This window comes from Gelidibacter mesophilus DSM 14095, from assembly GCF_000423005.1.
Classification (GTDB): domain Bacteria; phylum Bacteroidota; class Bacteroidia; order Flavobacteriales; family Flavobacteriaceae; genus Gelidibacter; species Gelidibacter mesophilus.
The window spans coordinates 183,962-204,951 of the sequence record NZ_AUHD01000005.1 but is presented as its reverse complement, the minus strand read 5'-3'; the positions used below and the strand labels follow the sequence as shown (position 1 = coordinate 204,951).

11 protein-coding genes are annotated in these 20,990 nt (G+C 37.6%); 1 reads left to right on the top strand and 10 read right to left on the bottom strand.

Going from position 1 to position 20,990, the window contains the following annotated elements; genetic code table 11:
- The first annotated feature begins 77 nt into the window (after positions 1-77).
- Entirely contained in the window at positions 78-584 is a 507-nt protein-coding gene (locus tag G525_RS0106140) for a hypothetical protein (protein WP_027125369.1), read from the top strand.
- A 123-nt stretch (positions 585-707) separates the two neighbouring features.
- Here G525_RS0106140 and era read toward each other — a convergent pair whose 3' ends face one another.
- From era to G525_RS20425, 10 genes are all read right to left on the bottom strand, one after another.
- A complete protein-coding gene (era, locus tag G525_RS0106135; protein ID WP_027125368.1) occupies positions 708-1,586 on the bottom strand; it encodes a GTPase Era in 879 nt (292 codons plus the stop codon).
- 36 nt (positions 1,587-1,622) lie between these two features.
- Positions 1,623-2,585: a YihY/virulence factor BrkB family protein gene (locus tag G525_RS20435; RefSeq protein ID WP_035479151.1), complete on the bottom strand. Its 963-nt coding sequence runs from the start codon at positions 2,583-2,585 to the stop codon at positions 1,623-1,625.
- Positions 2,586-2,619: 34 nt separating this feature from the next.
- Positions 2,620-2,802 (bottom strand): DUF3820 family protein, encoded by a 183-nt coding sequence (locus G525_RS0106125; protein WP_051209829.1) that lies wholly within the window; start codon positions 2,800-2,802, stop codon positions 2,620-2,622.
- Positions 2,803-2,818: 16 nt separating this feature from the next.
- Entirely contained in the window at positions 2,819-3,403 is a 585-nt protein-coding gene (locus G525_RS20430) for a DUF922 domain-containing protein (RefSeq protein ID WP_157491891.1), read from the bottom strand.
- Positions 3,403-3,804 (bottom strand): OsmC family protein, encoded by a 402-nt coding sequence (locus tag G525_RS0106115; RefSeq protein ID WP_027125366.1) that lies wholly within the window; start codon positions 3,802-3,804, stop codon positions 3,403-3,405. The genes G525_RS20430 and G525_RS0106115 overlap by 1 nt, the downstream gene beginning before the upstream one ends.
- Entirely contained in the window at positions 3,801-5,708 is a 1,908-nt protein-coding gene (locus G525_RS0106110) for a LysM peptidoglycan-binding domain-containing protein (RefSeq protein WP_027125365.1), read from the bottom strand. The genes G525_RS0106115 and G525_RS0106110 overlap by 4 nt, the downstream gene beginning before the upstream one ends.
- A 132-nt stretch (positions 5,709-5,840) precedes the next feature.
- On the bottom strand, positions 5,841-7,376 hold the full coding sequence (gene guaA, locus G525_RS0106105) for a glutamine-hydrolyzing GMP synthase (RefSeq protein WP_027125364.1): 1,536 nt from the start codon (positions 7,374-7,376) through the stop codon (positions 5,841-5,843).
- Positions 7,377-7,767: 391 nt separating this feature from the next.
- Complete coding sequence (locus G525_RS0106100) at positions 7,768-10,767, bottom strand: T9SS type A sorting domain-containing protein (protein ID WP_027125363.1); 3,000 nt, start codon at positions 10,765-10,767, stop codon at positions 7,768-7,770.
- A gap of 509 nt (positions 10,768-11,276) precedes the next feature.
- Positions 11,277-14,384 carry a T9SS type A sorting domain-containing protein gene (locus G525_RS0106095; RefSeq protein ID WP_027125362.1) on the bottom strand — a complete coding sequence of 1,036 codons (3,108 nt, stop codon included), beginning with the start codon at positions 14,382-14,384 and terminating at the stop codon, positions 11,277-11,279.
- A 545-nt stretch (positions 14,385-14,929) separates the two neighbouring features.
- Positions 14,930-20,551, bottom strand: coding sequence for an RICIN domain-containing protein (locus G525_RS20425; protein ID WP_035479147.1), 5,622 nt, complete (start codon positions 20,549-20,551; stop codon positions 14,930-14,932).
- Positions 20,552-20,990 lie beyond the last annotated feature (439 nt).

The following is a 20,990-nucleotide window of genomic DNA, read 5'->3' as shown; positions in this document are numbered from 1 at the left end:
ACTTCTAAATTGTTTGCAAAGGTAGTGTTTCCATTCTAAAAAAAATAGAGTATTTTTCAGCGCTTTTAATTATATGTATGTCCATATCAAATGAAATTGTCCTAAGACCGCGATTTAAAAGAGAATTAAACCACGACAATGCGTCTGTTTTAAAAATCTTTGAAGATTCTAAAAAAACTTGTGAAACTTATAAGATTGTACGGGTTGATGATCATGTCTTTATCCGACGTCCGAAACATGAACAGCATTTTTGGTCGCCGCAATTGCATTTGGAAATCAATGAAATTGACGCCAAAACCTCAATGCTCCATGGCTTATTTGGACCTAATCCAACCGTATGGACCATGTTTATATTCTTGCATTTTTTGGTAGCTGGATTATTTATTGCTTTTGGGATTTGGACTTATACCCATTGGACTTTAAATAATCCATACGGAATTCCGATGGGATTGATGTTATTTATGGTTGTTGTCTGGTTTGGACTGTATTTTGCAGGACGCTACGGAAGAGCCAAAGGAAAATCAGAAATGCATGGACTTTATAATTTTATGGAAATGACACTAAAGACCAATGGAATAGCTTAGGACGAGCACTCTATAACCTGAGCGTACGAGTTATGACACAAAGTATCATAGCGAATTATTTAAAAATCATCTACAATGAGAAGGCAGATTTGAATTAAAAAATACTTGCAACCTAAAGACTTCCTACTGATTATAACCAAAACGTTTCAATTGCCGCTGGTCGCTCCTCCAATTTTTATTAACTTTTACGTAAAGTTCCAAATGGACTTGTTTGCCAAAAAACAGTTCTAAATCTTTTCTAGCTTCCACGCCTACTCTTTTGAGTGCGGCGCCTTTATGACCAATGATGATTCCTTTTTGAGTTTCGCGCTCTACCATAATCACCGATCGCATTCTTATAATGGTTTCCTCTTCAAAAAACTCCTCAGTATCAATTTCGACCGCATAAGGAATTTCTTTCTTGTAATGGATCAATATTTTTTCCCGAATGGTTTCATTAACAAAAAACCGTTCTGGTTTGTCTGTCAATTGATCTTTTGGATAAAATGCGGGCGACTCTGGCAACAATTCGATAATTCTACCAAATACTTCTTTAACATTAAATCCTTCTAAGGCTGAAATAGGATAAATCTCTGCATTAGGCACCTTTTCAGTCCATAATTGCACTTGTGCTTCCAACTGTTGTTGGTCAGATTTGTCAATCTTATTCAACACTAATAACACAGGGATTTTAGAATTTGTAATTTTTCTAAAAAAGGCCTCATCTTTAAGCTCCTGCTCACCAATTTCGACCATGTACACTAACACATCGGCATCATCAAAGGCAGATTTGACAAAGTCCATCATGGACTCTTGGAGTTCATAAGCCGGTTTGATTATTCCTGGAGTATCCGATAAAATCACCTGAAAATCATCACCATTCACAATTCCAAGAATCCGATGTCTTGTCGTTTGCGCTTTAGATGTGATGATTGATAATTTTTCGCCCACAAAGGCATTCATCAATGTTGATTTACCAACATTAGGATTCCCAATAATATTTACAAAACCTGCTGTATGCATCTTTAGAATAATTTATACAAAGATAAGTTTTAAATTTTAAGACGATTGATTATTTTGAGAAGTCCGTTTTTCATTCTCAATTTCAGTGAGCACTTCTGATATGGTATGGGAATCATGTCTGTATTTTATTGAAAACTCTCTCGTAAATGCTGCTCCGAAAAAGAAAATAAGACAGGAATACGAAACCCAAAGTAGAATCAAAACAATACTTCCAGCAGCACCGTAAGTAGATCCAGGGTTGGCAGTCCCAAAGTAAAGACCCAATATATATTTACCAAGTGTAAAGAGAAGGGCAGTGATAAACGCACCTATCCAAACGGTTTTCCATCTAATTTTTGTGTCTGGCATATATTTGAACATCAGCGCAAAAAGCGTGGTAACCACTCCCACGGAAACAACTAAATCCAACAAATAAGCAACATAGAGCACAATTTGAGGAAACAGCTCTTTTATATAATTGCTAAATACACCCAAAACTGCCGTCACAATAAAACTAATGAGCAATAAAAAACCAATCACCAATATAAAGGCAAAACTTCTGGCGCGGTCTGTAATCATTTTCCTGAAACTGAATTTTTCCGTTTCTTCGACCTTCCATATTTTATTAAGAGAAATCTGCAATTGATAAAACACTCCAGTAGCCCCAAAAATAATACTGGCAATCCCAATTAGTGTAGAGATAATATTTTTCTCAGTATTGAGTGTTTCGGTAATCATCGTTTTAATGATTTCTGCGGCATCCGGTCCTAGTGCTTCTCCAATTTCTTGGGTCAAATGGCCTTGCACAATCGCGGGCCCCCAAATGGAACCAACAATATTGATCAGAATCACAATCAATCCGGGCAAAGATAATACAGCATAATACGCCACAACGGCGCTTAACCGCCATGGATCCTCATCATTCCAAGCTTTAAAGCTTTTAACAAATAATGAAGGAAGATGTTTTAATTTGAATTTCTCTTCAACATGTTCAGATTTTTTAACAGGTGTTGCATCCATTTGGAAACGAATTTTAGGGATAAAGTTAAAAACATTACTTTGGATACCTTTGTTTTATGTTTCGAATTAAGTTCTCTAAGCCATTTAGTTTTAGCTCATATACGGTTGCAAGCATCAGCCCTAGTTGACCTTTAGGAAATCCTTTGTTATGGTACCACACCACATAATACTCAGGGAGATCAATGAGAAACCTTCCTTCATATTTACCAAACGGCATCTTAGTATGGGCAAGTTTAATGAGAAAATTCTTGTCGGGTTCTAACACTTATTTCTGTTTTTTTATAATCGCTGTAGTCGGCTAAAGCGTTCTCAATCTTTTGTTTCCAAACAGCTTGAGCTATGGTGTCTCTTGAATGATTCGTTTCCAAATCATACATATTTTGCATGGCTGCCATGTCTCTATTGATACCCTGATAGGTTCTGTTCAAATTTTGTTTGATCTGTTTTGAAATGTTTAATTGTGAGATTTCCTTTCTAAATTTGCGTACATGCACTTCTGTAATATCAAAATGCAACTGCTCATGAGCGAGGATATGGTCAGATGATCTTTCTTTGTGAACCCATGAACGTTGTGGGTAAAAATGCGCTTCGGCTTTTGAACTAAAGCCCACCGCTTTTCCATTTTCTTCATGGATAGCATACTCAAAAGAAATTCCGGAAGCTGTTAAAGCCACAACATCACCTTGACTTTTAGGTTGTCCTTGAAAATTCGACCATTTAAGTTGGTGTTTTTCCTGCCATTCTAAAACTTCGTCAGTAGTGGATTGTCCTTTAAATAGCACAACCAACATTAAAGAAATAAACAGTCTGTAAATCATCAAGCCCACTTAAAGGTGATATCCTTTTCTATATCAGGATGAAGACTGTAAAAAACAGGACAAGTTCTGGCTGTATTTTCAAGTATGGTCTTTGTTTTATCATCTGCCGGAAATGGCAAATCCAAAACCACTTCAATTTTTGAAATCCGTCGAGGACCACTAGCCATAATTTTAGTGACTTCAGCCGTAGTTCCTTTCATTTCAACCCCCATATCTCTAGCTTTGATGCCCATAACGGTCATCATACAACTTGCCAATCCCGTTGCAACAGTGTCTGTTGGCGAAAATGCCAAACCTTTGCCATTATTATCTGTAGGTGCATCAGTTATAAAAGTATCTCCAGATTTATTATGGGTACATTCGGTTCTTAAATCGCCAAGGTAAACTACTTTTGAGGTCATAATTTTGCTTCTTCTATGGTTAGTTCTGGAGTGTACTTTACAATATATACAGCTTCGTTGTAATAGCCACCATTCAACTTCTTAGAATATCTAAATTTATTTTCTGTATACTGCGTTTCAATTGAATTGTTGGATGCCTTGTAGAGATCCTCATCAGAAGCCAGTCGCAAAAGAACATCTAAAGTCAAATCAAAACCTCTCGCAGCAAATTTATTGGGCTCAACACCATATTTCTTTTTGTATGATTTGACAAAGCTATTCGGCTGACTTGAATTTAAGCTTTTATTTGTAGATGGATAGTGGAATTTCAGATTGGCAAGATGATAGTTGGACACGTTAGCACCTTCAAAAGCATCCGTTTTGTTGGTTGAAACCAAAACAATGTCTTGATTCTTATTGGTCAACCCATTAAGCATACTGGTTACATTTGATACCAAGGCTTCATTGGCAGTTTCTAAAAAGACATAATTTTTTCCGCTTGCAAAAGCACCGTTTAAATCGGCCGCCAGAATATAAAAGGCATCCTGACCTTCCTTATTTTTTCTAGAGAAGATTTGTTTTGCATTTCCAAATTCAGCTTTCAATCGATTACTGCGCGCGCTTTGAGAATGATCGGAGATGATGACCACATTGACTCTCGAGGCATCATTTTTTACATATTGAATAATCGCCTTTTCTAGCAGTTCAGTATCAGGTACGGTTTGAAAAACATTGTTAAACAGCTGCTCTGGCTTGGTTATAGGAGATATTACTGGAATGTGATCTTTCTCAAGCGCTCTAGCCACGCGATCAAAATTATTTACTCTTAAAGGTCCAATAACGGCATCATAGCTTGAAAAATCATTGCTGTTCAAAATTTTAGAAATTTGAGCAAGTTGATCCTCAGTATCAAAAACTTTTAATCTTGTGGAAACACCTAACTGTTTGGCTGAATCAACTGCCATCAAAACGCCCGCATGAAAATCCAAAGAAACGGACAAGCGCGTGTCTGTTTTAATCAATTCTTTAGCTTCTTGAACCGAATCCGTATCCACTCTATTCAAACGAAACGGCAACATGACGGCAATTCGTTTCGTTTTTAAGTTCCTTAAATTAGTGCTCAGGTTGGTTGCATCAACACTACCAGCCACTTCTCCAACGGTTACATTATTCGGCACTTTTAAAACCATACCTTCTTTTAGTCCGTCAATTTTCAGTTCTGGGTTAAGCTTTTCCAAATCCTCTTGAGTCAAGCCTAGTTTTACTTTTAAACGGTAGTAGCCTTCACTTTTTTGAACTGTATAATAATTGAAACTATCATCGATAACTTTTTCATCCGTTGAATTTGGCACGTTAATTAAGTCTCCAGGCTGTAAGACCTCGTTCATTCCAGGATTCATGGTCTCCAATTCGGCAACTGTAATTCCAAATTTATAGGCCACACGCCATTTTCCTTCTTTTGGCTGAACTGTATACGTTTTAATGGCACTACTTGGCGTCACTTTCGAAACCACCGTTTTGTACTTGGGGACCCTAATTTGATCGCCTTTTCTTAAATTTTCTGAATATAAGCGCTTGTTATGCTTCTTTATATCCTCAATTTCGACATTATATTCCTTTGATATGCTATAAAGTGTTTCCTTGCGTCTTACTTTATGGGATGTATAACCCGTCAACTCTTTAATTTCCTCGGTCGCATCAGAAGAAAAAGTAGCCGTATTCGGAATAATCAAAACTGCGTTTATGCTCAGTTTTTTTTTGGCATCCGGATTTAAAGCATAAATATCAGAAGCTGTTACTTGGTATTTCTTTGCGATAGACTCTACCGTTTCACCTTGCTTAACCGTATGTTGCTTAAATTTCTGCGCATTGGCAAACCAACTGCAGGACAAAGTGATGAAACAAATTAAAATGAGTTTTTTCATTGATATCGTTTTATATTCCCGTTATAATTCCTCTTAAAAAAGAAGAAAGGAATTTCTTAACTTCTTATTCTTATAATAGTGATGGGATTGACTCCGTTAAACTTACAGACTTCCTGTGTTCGCAGGAATTAATTATTCCCATTCGATCGTTGCTGGCGGCTTTGAACTAATGTCATACACTACTCTATTAACGCCTTTTACTTTATTTATTATTTCGTTGGAGGTTTTTTGCAGAAATTCATAAGGTAGATTTACCCAATCCGCAGTCATTCCATCGGTGCTTTCTACGGCTCTTAAGGCGACACATTTTTCATAAGTTCGCTCATCACCCATAACACCCACGCTATTTACTGGCAATAAAATTGCTCCCGCTTGCCATACTTTGTCGTACAAATTCCACGCTTTAAGATTGTCGATAAATACGGCATCCACTTCTTGTAGGATACGCACTTTCTCAGCGGTAATATCGCCTAGAATCCGAATGGCCAATCCGGGGCCAGGGAAAGGATGACGTCCCAATATAGCTGCATCCATTTCCATGGAAGCACCAACACGCCGTACTTCGTCTTTAAATAATGCTCTTAAAGGTTCTACAATTTTAAGTTTCATAAAATCAGGCAATCCCCCAACATTATGATGGCTCTTTATAGTGGCACTTGGGCCTCCCGTTGCTGATACACTTTCTATAACATCTGGATAAATAGTGCCTTGTGCCAACCATTTCACATCATTAATTTTATGCGCTTCATCATCAAAAACTTCAATAAACACACGTCCAATAGCTTTGCGCTTTAATTCGGGATCGCTCAATCCGGCAAGGGCATCCAAAAAACGTGCCGAAGCATCAACACCTTTTACATTGAGACCCATACCCTCATATTGTGAAAGTACACTTTCAAATTCGTTTTTACGAAGTAAACCATTATTCACAAAAATGCAATACAAATTTGTGCCAATAGCTTTATGAAGCAAAATTGCAGCTACTGACGAATCCACGCCACCAGATAGACCTAAAACAACCTTATCATCACCAATTTGTTCTTGTAAAGCTTCAACAGTTTCTTCAACAAAAGATTGTGGGGTCCAATCCTGTTCTAAATTTGCAATATGGACCAAAAAGTTTTCCAAAAGTTGCTTGCCGTCAGTAGAATGATAGACTTCAGGATGAAATTGAATTCCGTAGGTTTGCTCTCCTTCAATTACAAACGCAGCGTTTTCAACATCTTTCGTACTGGCAATTAACAATCCGTTTGATGGCAATTTTTTAATGGTATCACTATGGCTCATCCACACTTGACTACCTGCATCAATGTGATTAAATAAAGGTTCCTTAACCTTAATGTAGGTTAAGTTAGCTCTTCCATATTCGCGAGAATCAGAAGGAGCCACCAAGCCACCCGAAAAATGCGACAAATACTGAGCGCCATAACACACCCCCAACAATGGCATATGACCTCTAATTTTAGACAAATCGGGATGTGGGGCATTCTCTGCTCTTACAGACGAAGGTCCTCCAGATAAAATGACCGCTTTGAAACTATCAATATCTGATGGTATTTTGTTGAAAGGATAGATCTCACAATAAATGTTGAGTTCTCTAACGCGGCGCGCAATCAGCTGTGTGTATTGCGATCCGAAATCTAGGATAAGGACTTTATTATGTTGCATGCGCAAAAGTAGTAATTGATTTTCTAATGACGAATTTTGGACTCTTGATTTCTTTGATTAATTTGTGTAAAGATATTGAATTTTATAACAGTTAGTTTTGGTTAAATCCCGTAAGGTCTGCACCAATGGAAGAAAAAACTCTTATCGAACAAAGGAAATTGTAAATTGCTTCAAATCAATCGCATTAATATATATAAAAATAAAAAGTGAATTCAGACTTCTTTCTCATTATGAATTTCTATCAAAATCAATAGACGAGATCAAATTTTCGCCTAATCATCAAAATTGTCTTCCGCTACAGCAAATACAGGGAATAGTCAGCATTGCTATAGATTCAAATAAAAAAAGCCATCCCTTCGGACAGCTTTTCCTATTATAAATATATTCTTTATTATTTAATGATCACTTTTTGTGTTTTAACTTGGTTATCATTATTAATTTTTACCACATAAACACCAGTATTTATGGTTGAAATATCAATTTTATTCTCAGTACTGTTAGAATTTAAAACTTTACGCAACACCAATCTTCCTTGAATGTCGTATAAGCTTGCTGTAGTGTTTTTTGTCAACTGACCTTTAACAAAAAGAGCCTTAGGTGCTGCAGTCGTATAGATTCGTAAATCGTCATTCATCTGCATATCATCAACTGAAAGTGTTCTAGCTGAATAATGGATCTTGTAAAGATCGGAACTATTAATGTCCACAGAAGGTGTGAATCTAAACCCTTTAATATTTAAGAGTGTAAGGGTCTTATTTTCAACATCCTCTAAATACACATTGACATTGGATGGTATTGTCGACAGGTCGTCAATGCTAATAACCAATTCAGTTCCGGCTTTAGCCTTAATTCCTAAGGGTACGACAACCCCGTTGAAATCATCATAAGGTAAAGATTGAATAGCGATATCAAGTTTTGAATTGTCCTTTACCAAATTGGTGTAGATTGAAAAATCTACAGCAGTTGCGCCATAGACAGCAGCATCGTAACCAGGGTCCAAGCCTCTGGTTGTGCCTTCTATAAAATAAACACTTGTGGATACTTCTTTGGACGGACTGCTCAATTTAAGCTTGCTGAGAGCTTTTGAAGTATTTGATCTACCGGCGATAAAGTCGTCTGAACTTCCTGTGCGTCGCATTGCGGGTGTAAACTCCACAATCCCCATACCTGGTTTCCCTTTAACAAAGAACCCCTGTCCTGGAGCAAGAAGTGCATCGTTATTATTTGCTAAATTGTAAACTTCCCAATCACTTTTACTACCTTTATAGCCATAAATGGATACATAGCTGTCTTCTAATTGGGCGATGTTATTTGGTGAAAAGAAATCTCCTACATTCAAATAAGAAGGATAAGGATTGCCTATAAGGTTCCATGCCTTACCTTCAACGGCACCGGAAACAGGAACGTCCACATTAGCTTTTGCCACTGATCCCGTATAAATCAAATTACTTCCGTTGGTTGTAGCGGCTCTGAACCCAACACCTGAAGTAATAGTCGTCATTACATTATCTGTAATGTTATAATTTTTGTACGCGCCTAAACCTAAAACATATGGTGCAAATGCTCTTTGTATTCCAGATGCAGCTAAATTAGCATTGGCCGCTGCAAAAGGGCCAAAAACCACACCCGTTAACGGAGCAGATATCAAATCATTACCACCACTAGCGGAAGTACCGATAATATTTGTAAAGCGCTCATAACTCACGACACCTTCAAGTAACCCATTTAAGATTAAACTCGAATAAGAAACTGATGTTGACTTTAAAGTTGTGGAATTGGCAGTTACAGTCACCCCTGAGCCTATAGTAAGTGAAGCCCCAGGATTAATTGTTAAAGTATTAGAAGTCATATTACTGGAAATCAAAACATTTCCTGAAGAAATCAAGATCGCATCATTGGAAGTGGCATTACCAATAGGAGTACGTGGTGCCCAAGTGCCATCAGTAAAAGTGAAGGTTTCAATAGGATCCACATTGATTTGGATGGTCTTGGTGCAGGGTATGTTAACCGTTGATCTGATTGCTCTTACCTCAGCTGCTGTGGCAGCAGTGCCACTTTTGGAAACCAGTCTTACATAACGACCACGTTTTTCAATAAAATTAGCGGCTAATTTTAAACTTGTCGGATTAGAGTAACTCCAAGTACCATAACCAACCCGCGTACCAAAATCACTAAGGGAATTACTTACAAACACATCATAAGTTGTAATCCTACCAACTGTGCCGGTCTGACGTGGTACATATTCAAGTCCTGTAACATTCGATTCAATCCCCAGATCTAAAGTAATGAATGGTGAACCTGTTGCACCAGAAGCAGTCTGCCAAAATGTATTAGTATTATTATCGTTAGCGTTTGAAGCAGGATTAGCCGCTAAAGCACTACTAGCTGTTGCGGTTACTCTTTTCACTGTGATTTCCGCAGCTGTTGCCCAAGGCTGTCCTGCAGTTGCTGGTGAAATAGCCACAAAACGTAAATACCTGCCCTGTTTTGCAGGAAAATTAGCAGTTTCTAAGAGCATAGTACTTCCCCATGGTGCATTAGCTCCTGTACCTCCATCAAATCCTCTAGCTACTGGAGTACCCCAATTCGTAGTTGAATTACTAACATAAATCTCATAACTACCAACCCTTCCATTTGAACAACCATCACAAGTTCCTTGACGTGGTAAGTAGGTAAAGCCAGATAATACTGATCCTTCGCCCATATCGAATTGCAGTTCATGAGGGTAACCAACCAAATTTCCATTGCCATACTGTGAATGCCAGTAGGTACCAGGATCGCCATCAAGAGCATTTGTTGCAGGAGCTACTTCAGCCGTTCCCTCTTGGCTTGATGCATATTGCACAATTGGAGCTGCCGTTGATATTGCTCTCCTATACGTGCCATTCACAGTATAAATTCCAGCTTGAGCAGATCCAATATTAGCAATGGTTCCGCCTGTAACGATACCATTTGGACCTGTAACCGTATAATTTTCCAAATTGCTGAATAAGGTAATATCCTCACCTTGACCCACCGTAACTGTTGCAGCACCACTTAATCTGTCACCGGCATTTATCTCATAAGATACAACCGCACCATCACATGATATAGGTACCCCAGAACAGTTACAGTTGCCATCTGCTACATCATTAATAGTATTTGGATTTTTATCATCACAAGAAGTTCCTGCAACAGGGCAAGGCGGCGCAACATACGACTCAACCTTAGCTAAACTCAATTCATTTTTAGACGCATAAAAAAGAGCATCCGGCAAATTTAGTAAAGCAACAGCCTCCAATTCAAAAGAAACTGGGGTGCTCCATACATTTAGGTCGTTATGATTTTTAGAAAAACCACTGAGACCTAAAAGACATAAAAAAGTAAAAATAATAGGTAATTTTAGTTTCATAATTTGGGGTAATTAATGTTAATAGATAGTATTCCTTGTAATAATCTCATTGCTCACTCGGATGCATTTTAAAAATTATTAATTTTTCAACTCCCTTCGATGAAACGCTCATATTCAACGACAACATGCATGGAAATTAGTCGCAAATATATACATAATACATTACCAAGTATTTATAAATACCAAATAAATATATTTATTTTTGACACCTTGGAAAGATAATAACCTAAACCACTGACAATAAAATCCTTACATTCTCGTCAAGGCCTTCCATTTGATTAGTGTACATCTAAACAGCATGATAGTTGTAAGTTTTGCTACGTATTATAAATCCGTTAACACTAACCCTCTTAAGTATTTAAGATATTAAACCAACAGACTCTATTAGCATAAGGAAACTGAGCAGGTTTTCTAGGATCGATGTACTGCAAAGCATCAAATCCCGATAGTTATAAATAAAAAAAGCCGTCCATACAGGACAGCTTTTCTTGTTATTTATTTTTTAAATACTATTTAATTAATACTTTTTGTTTTTTAACTTGGTTGTCACTATTGACCTTTACCACATAGACTCCAGTACTTACGGTTGAGATATCCATTGTGTTCTCTGTACTGTTTGGATTTAATACTTTGCTCAATACCAATCGGCCTTGAATATCGTATAAGTTTGCTGTTGTAGCTTTTGTCAATTGGCCTTTAATAAATAAAGTCTTAGGTGACGTAGTGGTATAGATTCGTAAATCATCACTGAACTGCATATCTCCAATTGACAGTGTTCGAGCTGAATAATGGACATTGAAAAGTTCTGAACTATTCACATCTATTGAAGGTGTAAATCTAAAGACATCATTGTTCAACAAAGTAAGCGTCTTATTCTGAACATCTTCCAAATACACATTGATATGAGAAGGTATTGTTGAAAGGTCATCAACACTTATAATCAATTCAGTGTTTGCTTTAGCCTTGATTCCCAACGGTACAGTGACATCGTTAAAATCATTATAAGGTAAGGACTGAATAGCGATATCGAGACCTGAACCGTCACCATCTTCCAATAAATTCGTAAATATTGAAAAATCAACAGGAGTCGCAGCATAAGCGGCAGCGTCATAACCAGGATCCAAGCCCCTAGTTGTGCCCTCAATAAAATAAATACTTGTGGAAACAGCTCTAGATGCACTAATCAACTTAAGCTTACTAAAGGCCTTATTTGAATTAGAAGATCTACCTACAATATAATCATCTGAATCACCCACCCTTCTCATAGCCGGCGTAAATTGAATACTGCCCCCACCTATCTTAGCTTTTACAAAGAAACCTTGTCCAGGAGCTATCAATGGAAATTCAGAGGATGTTGCGTTATTTACAATATTCCAATCACCTGTATTTCCTTTATAACCGTAAATGGCCTGATAAGCTTCGCCTGCTCTAAGTTCATCTAAATTTGCAGTAAAGAAGGTGTCAAAATCAAGATAAGATGGATACGGATTTCCAATAAGGTTCCAAGCCTTACCTAATCCCACATCCAAAATAGGAACATCCACATTAGTTTTAGCAACGGTTCCTGTAAAGATCAGATTGTTGCCGTTTGTGGCTGCTGCCCTAAAACCAGCGCCTGAAGTAATGGTGGTAGCTACATTATCTGTAATATTATAATTTTGATATTCACCAGCATTCGTATTATAAGGCGCAAAGGCTCTTGCCACTCCTGATGCTGCAAGAAGACCGGTATTGGCAGTAGCGAATGGCCCAAAAACCACACCGGATAAAGGTGCTGAAATCAAATCATTACCTCCTCCAGCTCCTAAGGTTCCTACAACGTTGGTATACCGCGAATAGCTCACTTCACCCTCAAGCGTACCATTTAAGATTAAACTGGAATAAGTGAGGGATGTCGATTCTAAAGCTGTGGTGTTCGTGGTTAATATGACTCCAGGATCTACCGTAAGTGATGCTCCTGGACTAACCGTTAAAGCATTACAGTTCATGTCATTGGAAATCACTGCGTTACCTGAAGCAATATTAATAATATCATTTGCAGTAGCTGTACCAATTGGGGTTTCTGGAGCCCAGGCACCATCTGTATAGGTGTAAGTAACTATAGGATCTACATTAATTGCGATGGTTTTTGAACAGGGTACATTGATGCTTGTTCTGACAGCACGAACTCTAGCTGCAGAAGCAAAAGTCCATCCATCGTTACTATCTGTTACAGCTAGGGTTGCTGACAAGCGTACATATCTACCTGATGTCTCAGTAAAATTAACAGTTTTTAAAACTCTCTGCTGGGCTGCTGTACCGGTATACGTCCAAGTCCCTGAAGTTAGCGGCGTTGTGGCAGCATCCAATTCGGCAATTGAGTTCCCTACATATATCTCATAATTTAAGATCCTACCATTTGAATTTGCGTCCTGACGTGGCAAATACTCCAGAGCAGACACATTGGAACTAACCCCCAAATCTAATGTAATATAATGAGGATAGGCCGTCTGGGGAGTACCCGTATATCTTGAATGCCAAAATGTTCCATCATTATTGTCAATAGCGTATGAAGGTGGATTGATAGCTTGCGAACTACTCGCTGTTGCCGTGACTCCTGTTGCTCTAATAACCGTAAGATCCGCTGCAGTTGCCCATGGATGAGTACTGTTTGCCGGCCTTGTGGCTACAAAACGTAAGTACCTACCCTGTTTTGCAGGGAAACTCACAGTTTTTCTATCTTCATTATTTTCCCATAGTGCATTAACTCCAGTTCCTCCTACAACCCCCTGAGCTACAGGCGCACCCCAATCAGTAGTTGAATTACTGACATAGATCTCATAGCCAGCAATCCTCCCATTCGCATTTCCTTGACGCGGTAGATACGTGAAACCAGATAATACGGAGCCAGCACCCATATCTATCTGAATTTCATGAGGATATGGCGCATCTGGATCATTAGAATATTGTGAATGCCAGAATGTAGAATTACTACCATCAAATGCATTTGTTGCTGGAGCTGTTTCAGCAACTGTCTCTTGGCTTGATACATAATGCAAAATTGGTGCTGCCATTGGTAATGCACTCCTATAGGTGCCATTTACAGTATAAACGCCAGCCTGACTAGTTCCGATATTGTTGATGGTGTTACCCGGAACAATACCGCCTGGACCTGAAACCGTATAATTTTCTAAATTACTGAATAAGGCAATTTTGTCACCTTCTCCAACGGTAACTGTTGTTGCATCATTCACTCTTATGCCATCATTAATTTGATAGGCTATCTCTACATCTTCGCATGATAAAGCTCTTGCTACACCTACACAATTGCAGTCAGCATCTAAGGCGTCATTAACAGTATTTGAATCTCCATCATCACAGGACTGGCCTTCTTCCGGACAAGCGGGTGATACATAGGTATCAATCTCATCAAAACTTAAAAGAGCTTTTTCAATTACTGATGAAGTGCTTAAATTGGACACATACAACTTAGCATCTGTCAAACTAAGTAAAGCAACAGCTTCTAATTCAACAGAAACTGGGGTGCTCCAAATATCTAGTTCTTCAAGGTTTTTAGAAAAACCGTTGAGACCTAATAGAAATATTAGAGAAAAAATAACAGGTAATTTTTGTTTCATAATTTGTGAGTAATAATTGTTAAAATAGTGTATTAATAACAGGTTAATTTATAGTCTTCTTTGATTTTAAAATATAAAAAAATAAAGAGGAACCCATAACCATTTTTCAACCTACGCCGACAAATAACTTAATTTTATCGACAAAAAAAATAACTTTTAACGACAAATATATATAAAATTCATAAGCAAATAATTATAAAATACGTGTTAAATAAATTTATATTCGATGAACTGCTAGTGAAAATTTCGTCACAATTGAATTCAATAAGCACTTAATAGGTCTCTTATCCCAATTTTGAATTCGTTTCTTACCTATTCAAAGTCATACCAATCCTATAACATTTATTTTACTAGATATCGCAAACATTTAGTCTCGTGATTATAAATTTAATAAAACTTTATTAGAATGCACTTTGCAGGATTATGATCTATAAATAAAGGAGTGAAGGCCTTGCGGCTCCACTCCTTCTCTCACTAAAATGCTATTAAAGAAAATTTTAGATTCTCATTACAAAATGGCCAATTTGACTCTTCAGTTTAAAAGATCATTTTATAATCAGTTTTTGCGTTTTAATTTGACTTTCATTAAATACTTTTGCAAAATACACGCCAGTTCCAATTCTTGAAATATCAACACTGTTTACCAATTCAGATTGATTTAGTGTTTTATTTAAAATCAATCTTCCATTGATATCATATAAATTTACCATGGTTGCTGCATTTAACTGTCCTTTAATGATTAATAATTTTGGATTTGCGGTTGCATAAATCAATAAATTATCAGAGTTATTTTCATCTATTGATAATGTTTTTGATGAGATATGAAGATAGAAACGGCCTTTGCCACTTAGCTCCGTATTTGGAGTAAGGTTATAATCACTTGAATTTAATAGAGTATACGACTTCGCAACTTTATCTTCCAAATAAACTTGAACATCATTTGGCAAAGTAGTTTCACTGATACTAAAACTAATTTGTTCACCTCTATTTGCATTAACTCCCAACGGAATTATTGTATTGGCCAAATCTGATGGATTTAAGGCCTGTAAAGCAATTGGGAGTCCTGTATCATCTTTCACTAAATGTGAATAAAGCGCAAACCCAGGTGCCACATTACCTAAAATTTTACCATCGTATCCATGGTCTAGACCTAAGCTAGCTTTAGGGTTAAAGTAAAACTCTGTTGTATAATTTTTATCGCCCTTATTTGCATTTAATTTTAAATAAGTTAATGAATTCGCATTCCTATTCGGGATAAAATCATCATCCGTGCCATTTGCTCTCATCGAAGGATCAAAAACAATGTCATATGCCGCCACATCGGCAGCCTTCGCGGCCACAAAAAAGCCTTGGCCCGGCGCCATTAATTTGTCACTTGCATTGGCTAATGTAATTACATTCCATTTGTTGGCTGTTGCCTCTCCTGTATACCCATAGATACCGGAAGCATTCTCTAGAATATCTATATTGCGAACACTTGGATTAGAACCAGAATCTAAACCATAGGACAAAAATAAAGCCATGTCTAAATATGACGGATACGGGTTACCTATTAAATTCCAATCAGAATAAATAGCCCCAGAATTTACGATATCTACTGCAATTTGAGTTTTTAAAATTGTGCCGGTAAAAGTTAAGGTTGCTCCAACATCAGTTGCCGCTCTATACCCTACACCACTTGCTAATGCCAAACCTTCAGGCTCAACGCTGGTATAATTTACATATGCATCTGCAGTCTTATCAAAAGGCCCAAAGGCATAAGTTGTTGGATTGGTTGCACCGTTATCTAGCAGATCTGCAGCATTGCTTTCAGATACTAAGAAACTTGACCAAATTTCACCAGAAAGCGGCGGCGATATAAGATCATTTCCGCCAGCGCTGGCGTTAGCATTTACAAATCGCTCATATTTTATAGTTCCGTCAATTGTTCCATCAGCAATGACACTCGAATACAACTTCGATGTCGATTTTAATGTTGCTGTATTTGTTGTGAGCGTTATACCATTATTTATGGTAAGACCAGCTCCTGGGTTAATGATTAAAACATCACACACCGTATTATTTGAAATTATTGCTGCTCCAGCATTGATTTCAATAACATCATTAGCATAAGTAATACCATTCGGATCGGCAGGTGACCAACCGTTATTGTAGGTATAAGTCGTACTTACCGGCGCACTATCACAGCCCAACAATTCTATCTCGGCCAATTGAGTCATGGCTACATTACCAAGATTTTTAGTAATTTCCAATCGATATGTTTTGTAAGCTGTCGTATTATTAAATACTAAATGTTTAGATTGGTAACGGGCGAAAAATTGCTGACCCGTCCAATTCCCCAACTCCGTAAAAGCACCATCATTAGATCCCAATATTCTAAAATTTTGAGGATCCCTGACAGGTTCATCATTAGCACTTGTAATTACTAATTGATTTACATATTGAGGTCTTTCAAACTCAATGGCAATAAAGCTCGGATTGCTAGCACTAGGAACACCTGTGTTGTCTAACCATTTACTAAAATCATTAGCTGTCTTTTTATTATCAAAGGCCTTGAATCTATTTTCTGCTATATCAATCTCTCCTCTTGCAGTAATGGTGCCAGTACCGACTGGGTCGGTATGATCCACAATGGTCCCGATACAATCATTTGCTCTTAAATCCGTAAATGTCCACTTAAAGAAATCAGATCCATCATTGGCATAAGTTTTAATGCTAGCCCCAACATCTGTTGAATTATTTTCTATTCCCAAATAAAGTCCGTTTACTTTGCTCTTTATCGCGTACTTGTCGTCCCCAAGATATTCCAAAGAAAATAATTGAGCATCCGTGCCATTTTCTAGGTACTGTATTACATTCGTTCCCTGTTCTTGTCCGGCATATAGCACATCTACATTTTTATTGCTATGCACGGCCTTCAACGTATAATAATTCTCTCCAGCAGGTGCTATAATAAACCGCTGATCAGGAATTGAACTACCTATATATTGAATAACATCCGCAAGATCATCTAAGGATTGCCCAGCAACACCCATATCCAATGCACTGCCTACGTTGGTTATGTTGTAAACAGAAGCACCAATGGTAGAACCCGCGTATACGGTTATCTGAGAAACGTCAGTGAATGCGCCCTCAACGGTAGTTGCTGAAATGGTAGCAGTGCCTATATTAATGCCGGTAACAACTCCAAATCCATCTACCGTAGCAACGGTTTCATCACTTGAAGACCACAGGACATTCTGTTCACTAGCGTTAACAGGCAATACCGAGGCAGTTAAAGAAAAGGTTTCATCTGTGAATACACCTGCCGACTCAGGTGTTACGGAAACTCCAGTTACTGGAACGTTCAATAAATCAGTAAATGTCCACTTAAAAAAATCAGATCCATCATTGGCATAGGTTTTAATACTACCGCCATTAACCACCGACTTATTCTCTATTCCAAGATAGAGACCATTCGCTTTACTTTTTATGGCATATTGACCATTTCCAAGATAGTCAAAGGAAAATAATTGGGCATCCGTACCATTCTCTTCATATTGAATCACATTAGTTCCTGGAGCTTGACCTTGACCTGCAACGTCTATATTTTTACTACTATGAACTGCTTTGAGCGTATAATAAATACCACCTGCGGATGTTATTATAAATTGTTGATTACCTCCAGCAACATACTGCCATTGATGCACATCGGCATAATTGGCCTGAGATACCCCAGCGATATCCATTACCAAACTGCTGCCTACGTTTGTAACCATGTAAGTAGAAGGCTTAATCCTTGGATCCTCATAATTGGGATCGAGTTGGTTTATCCATTCAAAAATGAGGTCTACCCCTTTTTGATCCACTACATTTTTAGCAATTGGAGGCATCGCAACCGTAGGATCAATGCTCTCTGTTCTATGGTAAAGGATAGATTTTGAAGCATCACCACCTACTACTATCTTCTCCCCAGGAATTCCTAGAGGCGTATTTATTCCGGCGTACATCAACCCTGTTTCAACTAAATTGTTGGAAAGTCTTAAATCAAACTGTGCTCTTTCTCCAGTTCCTCCGGGTCTGTGACAATAAGCGCAATTCAAATCGAGATAAGATCTTGCCTTATCATCCAAGTTAGCACTGGTGTCATCAAGAGCTTTGTAGGTCTGATAGCCCAACACAGTATTATCGTCAATGGGTTCATCTAAAATTCCTAAATGACTTAAGGTGACCAATTGATTGGCTGTTAGTCCGGTGGTTGGGTAGGTCAAATCAGAATTCATATAGCGGGTTCTAGTGCCTAAAGTTCCTTTTGTTGCAGGATTATGGCAAGAGATACAATCTTGAACACCTGGATAGGTCCACGTTTGATTTCTTATAGACCCATTCGCTGTAGTAATTTCAATATTTTCATCCAAACGAGTTTCCAACAAAACAGCATCTGTTTGAGCACTGTTCCATTTATAGGTCAAAAAGTAAAAGTTACCGGAACTGGCTTTTACTGAGAAGCGAGTTTCCAGACGTTTTGTTACCATCGGATTCAACTCATCAATTGGCATTTCAAAATGCTTTATGATTACAGATCCAGTAGGGAATTCCCAATCACCATCTTCTGAAAAACTAATTTTTTCCTGTGGTGTATCATGAGCACCATCATTGGGAATTACCAACCATCGTTTTTTCTCAGCCCCATCAGACCAAAATGATTCTATTAAATCGTACGGTATGACTCCAGGATTTGGCGTCAATGTTTGTAAATCTTGAAAAGCACCAGTCTCTGAAAGTAATTGGGGAGCGGAATCAGTGGGCGACTCATTCACTTGAGTTAAGGTATATAAAAAAACATTATCTCCTTGAGGTAATAAATAAAGTTCTCCCTTATTGTCTTCTCCAAAAGATATAATATCTGTTGGTGAAAATGCCGTTATTAGATCATAAGCACCAGTATTTACATCTACAGACCAAATTTCTTCACCAGCTCCATAATCCGCACAGATAAATTTACCATATAAGTCAGGCATTTTGGTGCCACGATAGACATAACCCCCTATTATGGTGTTCGCATCTGAACGAGGAAAAGCCACCAAAGGACCTTCATGTGGCATATTATTATACATTCCAGCATCAGGCCTGCCACAATTCGCTCCAGGACCCGTAGCATAACCTTCATAAACAGGCCATCCATAATTTTTTCCTTTTTTAACTACATTAATTTCTTCGTGCGTACTCTCTCCAACTTCTCCAATATAAAAAGTGCCAGTGAGTGCATCTTTGGTCATTCTATGCGGATTTCTATGACCTAGCGTATAGTATTCTTCAAAATTTTGACCGGAAGGACTTAGAAATGGATTGTCATTTGGTATCCCATAGCCAACACCAGATATTTCATCTGCAAAACGTCCGGTGTTTAACCTTCTTATAGGCGCATGACTTTTAGTCGGATCTTGATTGACGTCAATTCTTAAAACTGCTCCGTCCAAATTGGTGGTTATATTTTGTGGTTTTGTATAAGCAGATTGTTCACCCGTGGTCAAATATAAAAATCCATCTGTTCCGAAATCCATAGATCCTCCACGATGCGTACAACTAAACATTCGCATTTTAAGCATTGTTAATTCTGATCCTGGAACAATAGTAAATGTGGCTGGGTTAATTTCATAACGTCTTAGATACAGAAAACCACCCCAATAATCCTCCTGATAACATCCGAAACCACTTAAAAAGGCATCAGGGAAATCTCTACCTTGATCATCTTTGGAAGTATAATAAGTATAAAAATAATTCTTACCAGGAGTACCAAATTCAGGATGGATGGCTAAACCTAAAAACCCTCCATCCCACACCACACCTACCCTGTCAGACAAATCTGCCAAGAGGTTCTTTGTGGTCACTGTTTCATCATTCTCAAACCAAAAAATTTCACCATTACGCTGACCAACTATCAATACGTTACTATTGGGTACATCAGCGAATGTTAAAGGGGAATTGAAAGTAAGGTTTGGAAAAGCTGGTCGATAAGGCAGGGCCGACGCTGTAACATCTGGAAAGTTTCCGTTTAAGAATGTTCCTACAGGCACAGGTGTGGTAAGACCTGATCCTAAGAAAAAAGGTGCAACTCCCAGGACAGCAAAGATGGAAATCCCCAAAATTACAAAGGAAATCCTGTTTTTTTTTGTTGAATAAAACATCGAAGAAAGAATTTGATTAATAGCTTCATAAAGAAAAGCACTAATACTTTAAATAAATATTTATCAAGATAAACTACTTTTTTTTTCGACGAAACATCTATTAATCAACAATATATCACGGTCATTAATTAATTAAACGCGACGATCGATATTAAAAAGCATCAATAATCGATTATTAAATGTGAAATTCATGGATAAAGGCTTTCTACTAAACTTAGCTGGTTTTTAAAACATGAAATTGTTACATCTTCATTTTAAAAGACTTTGATAGGAGCATAATAGCGATTCAAATGCAACTACAATTTCGAAAAATTCGAATCAAATAGCAGTATACTCAAGATAGAAAATAACTTCATTGGTCTTTGCGTACAAGAAATCCATCAATGTTATTTTTTCATCCAAGCTATTTTATTTTAATGACTCCAAAATTTTCGTTATT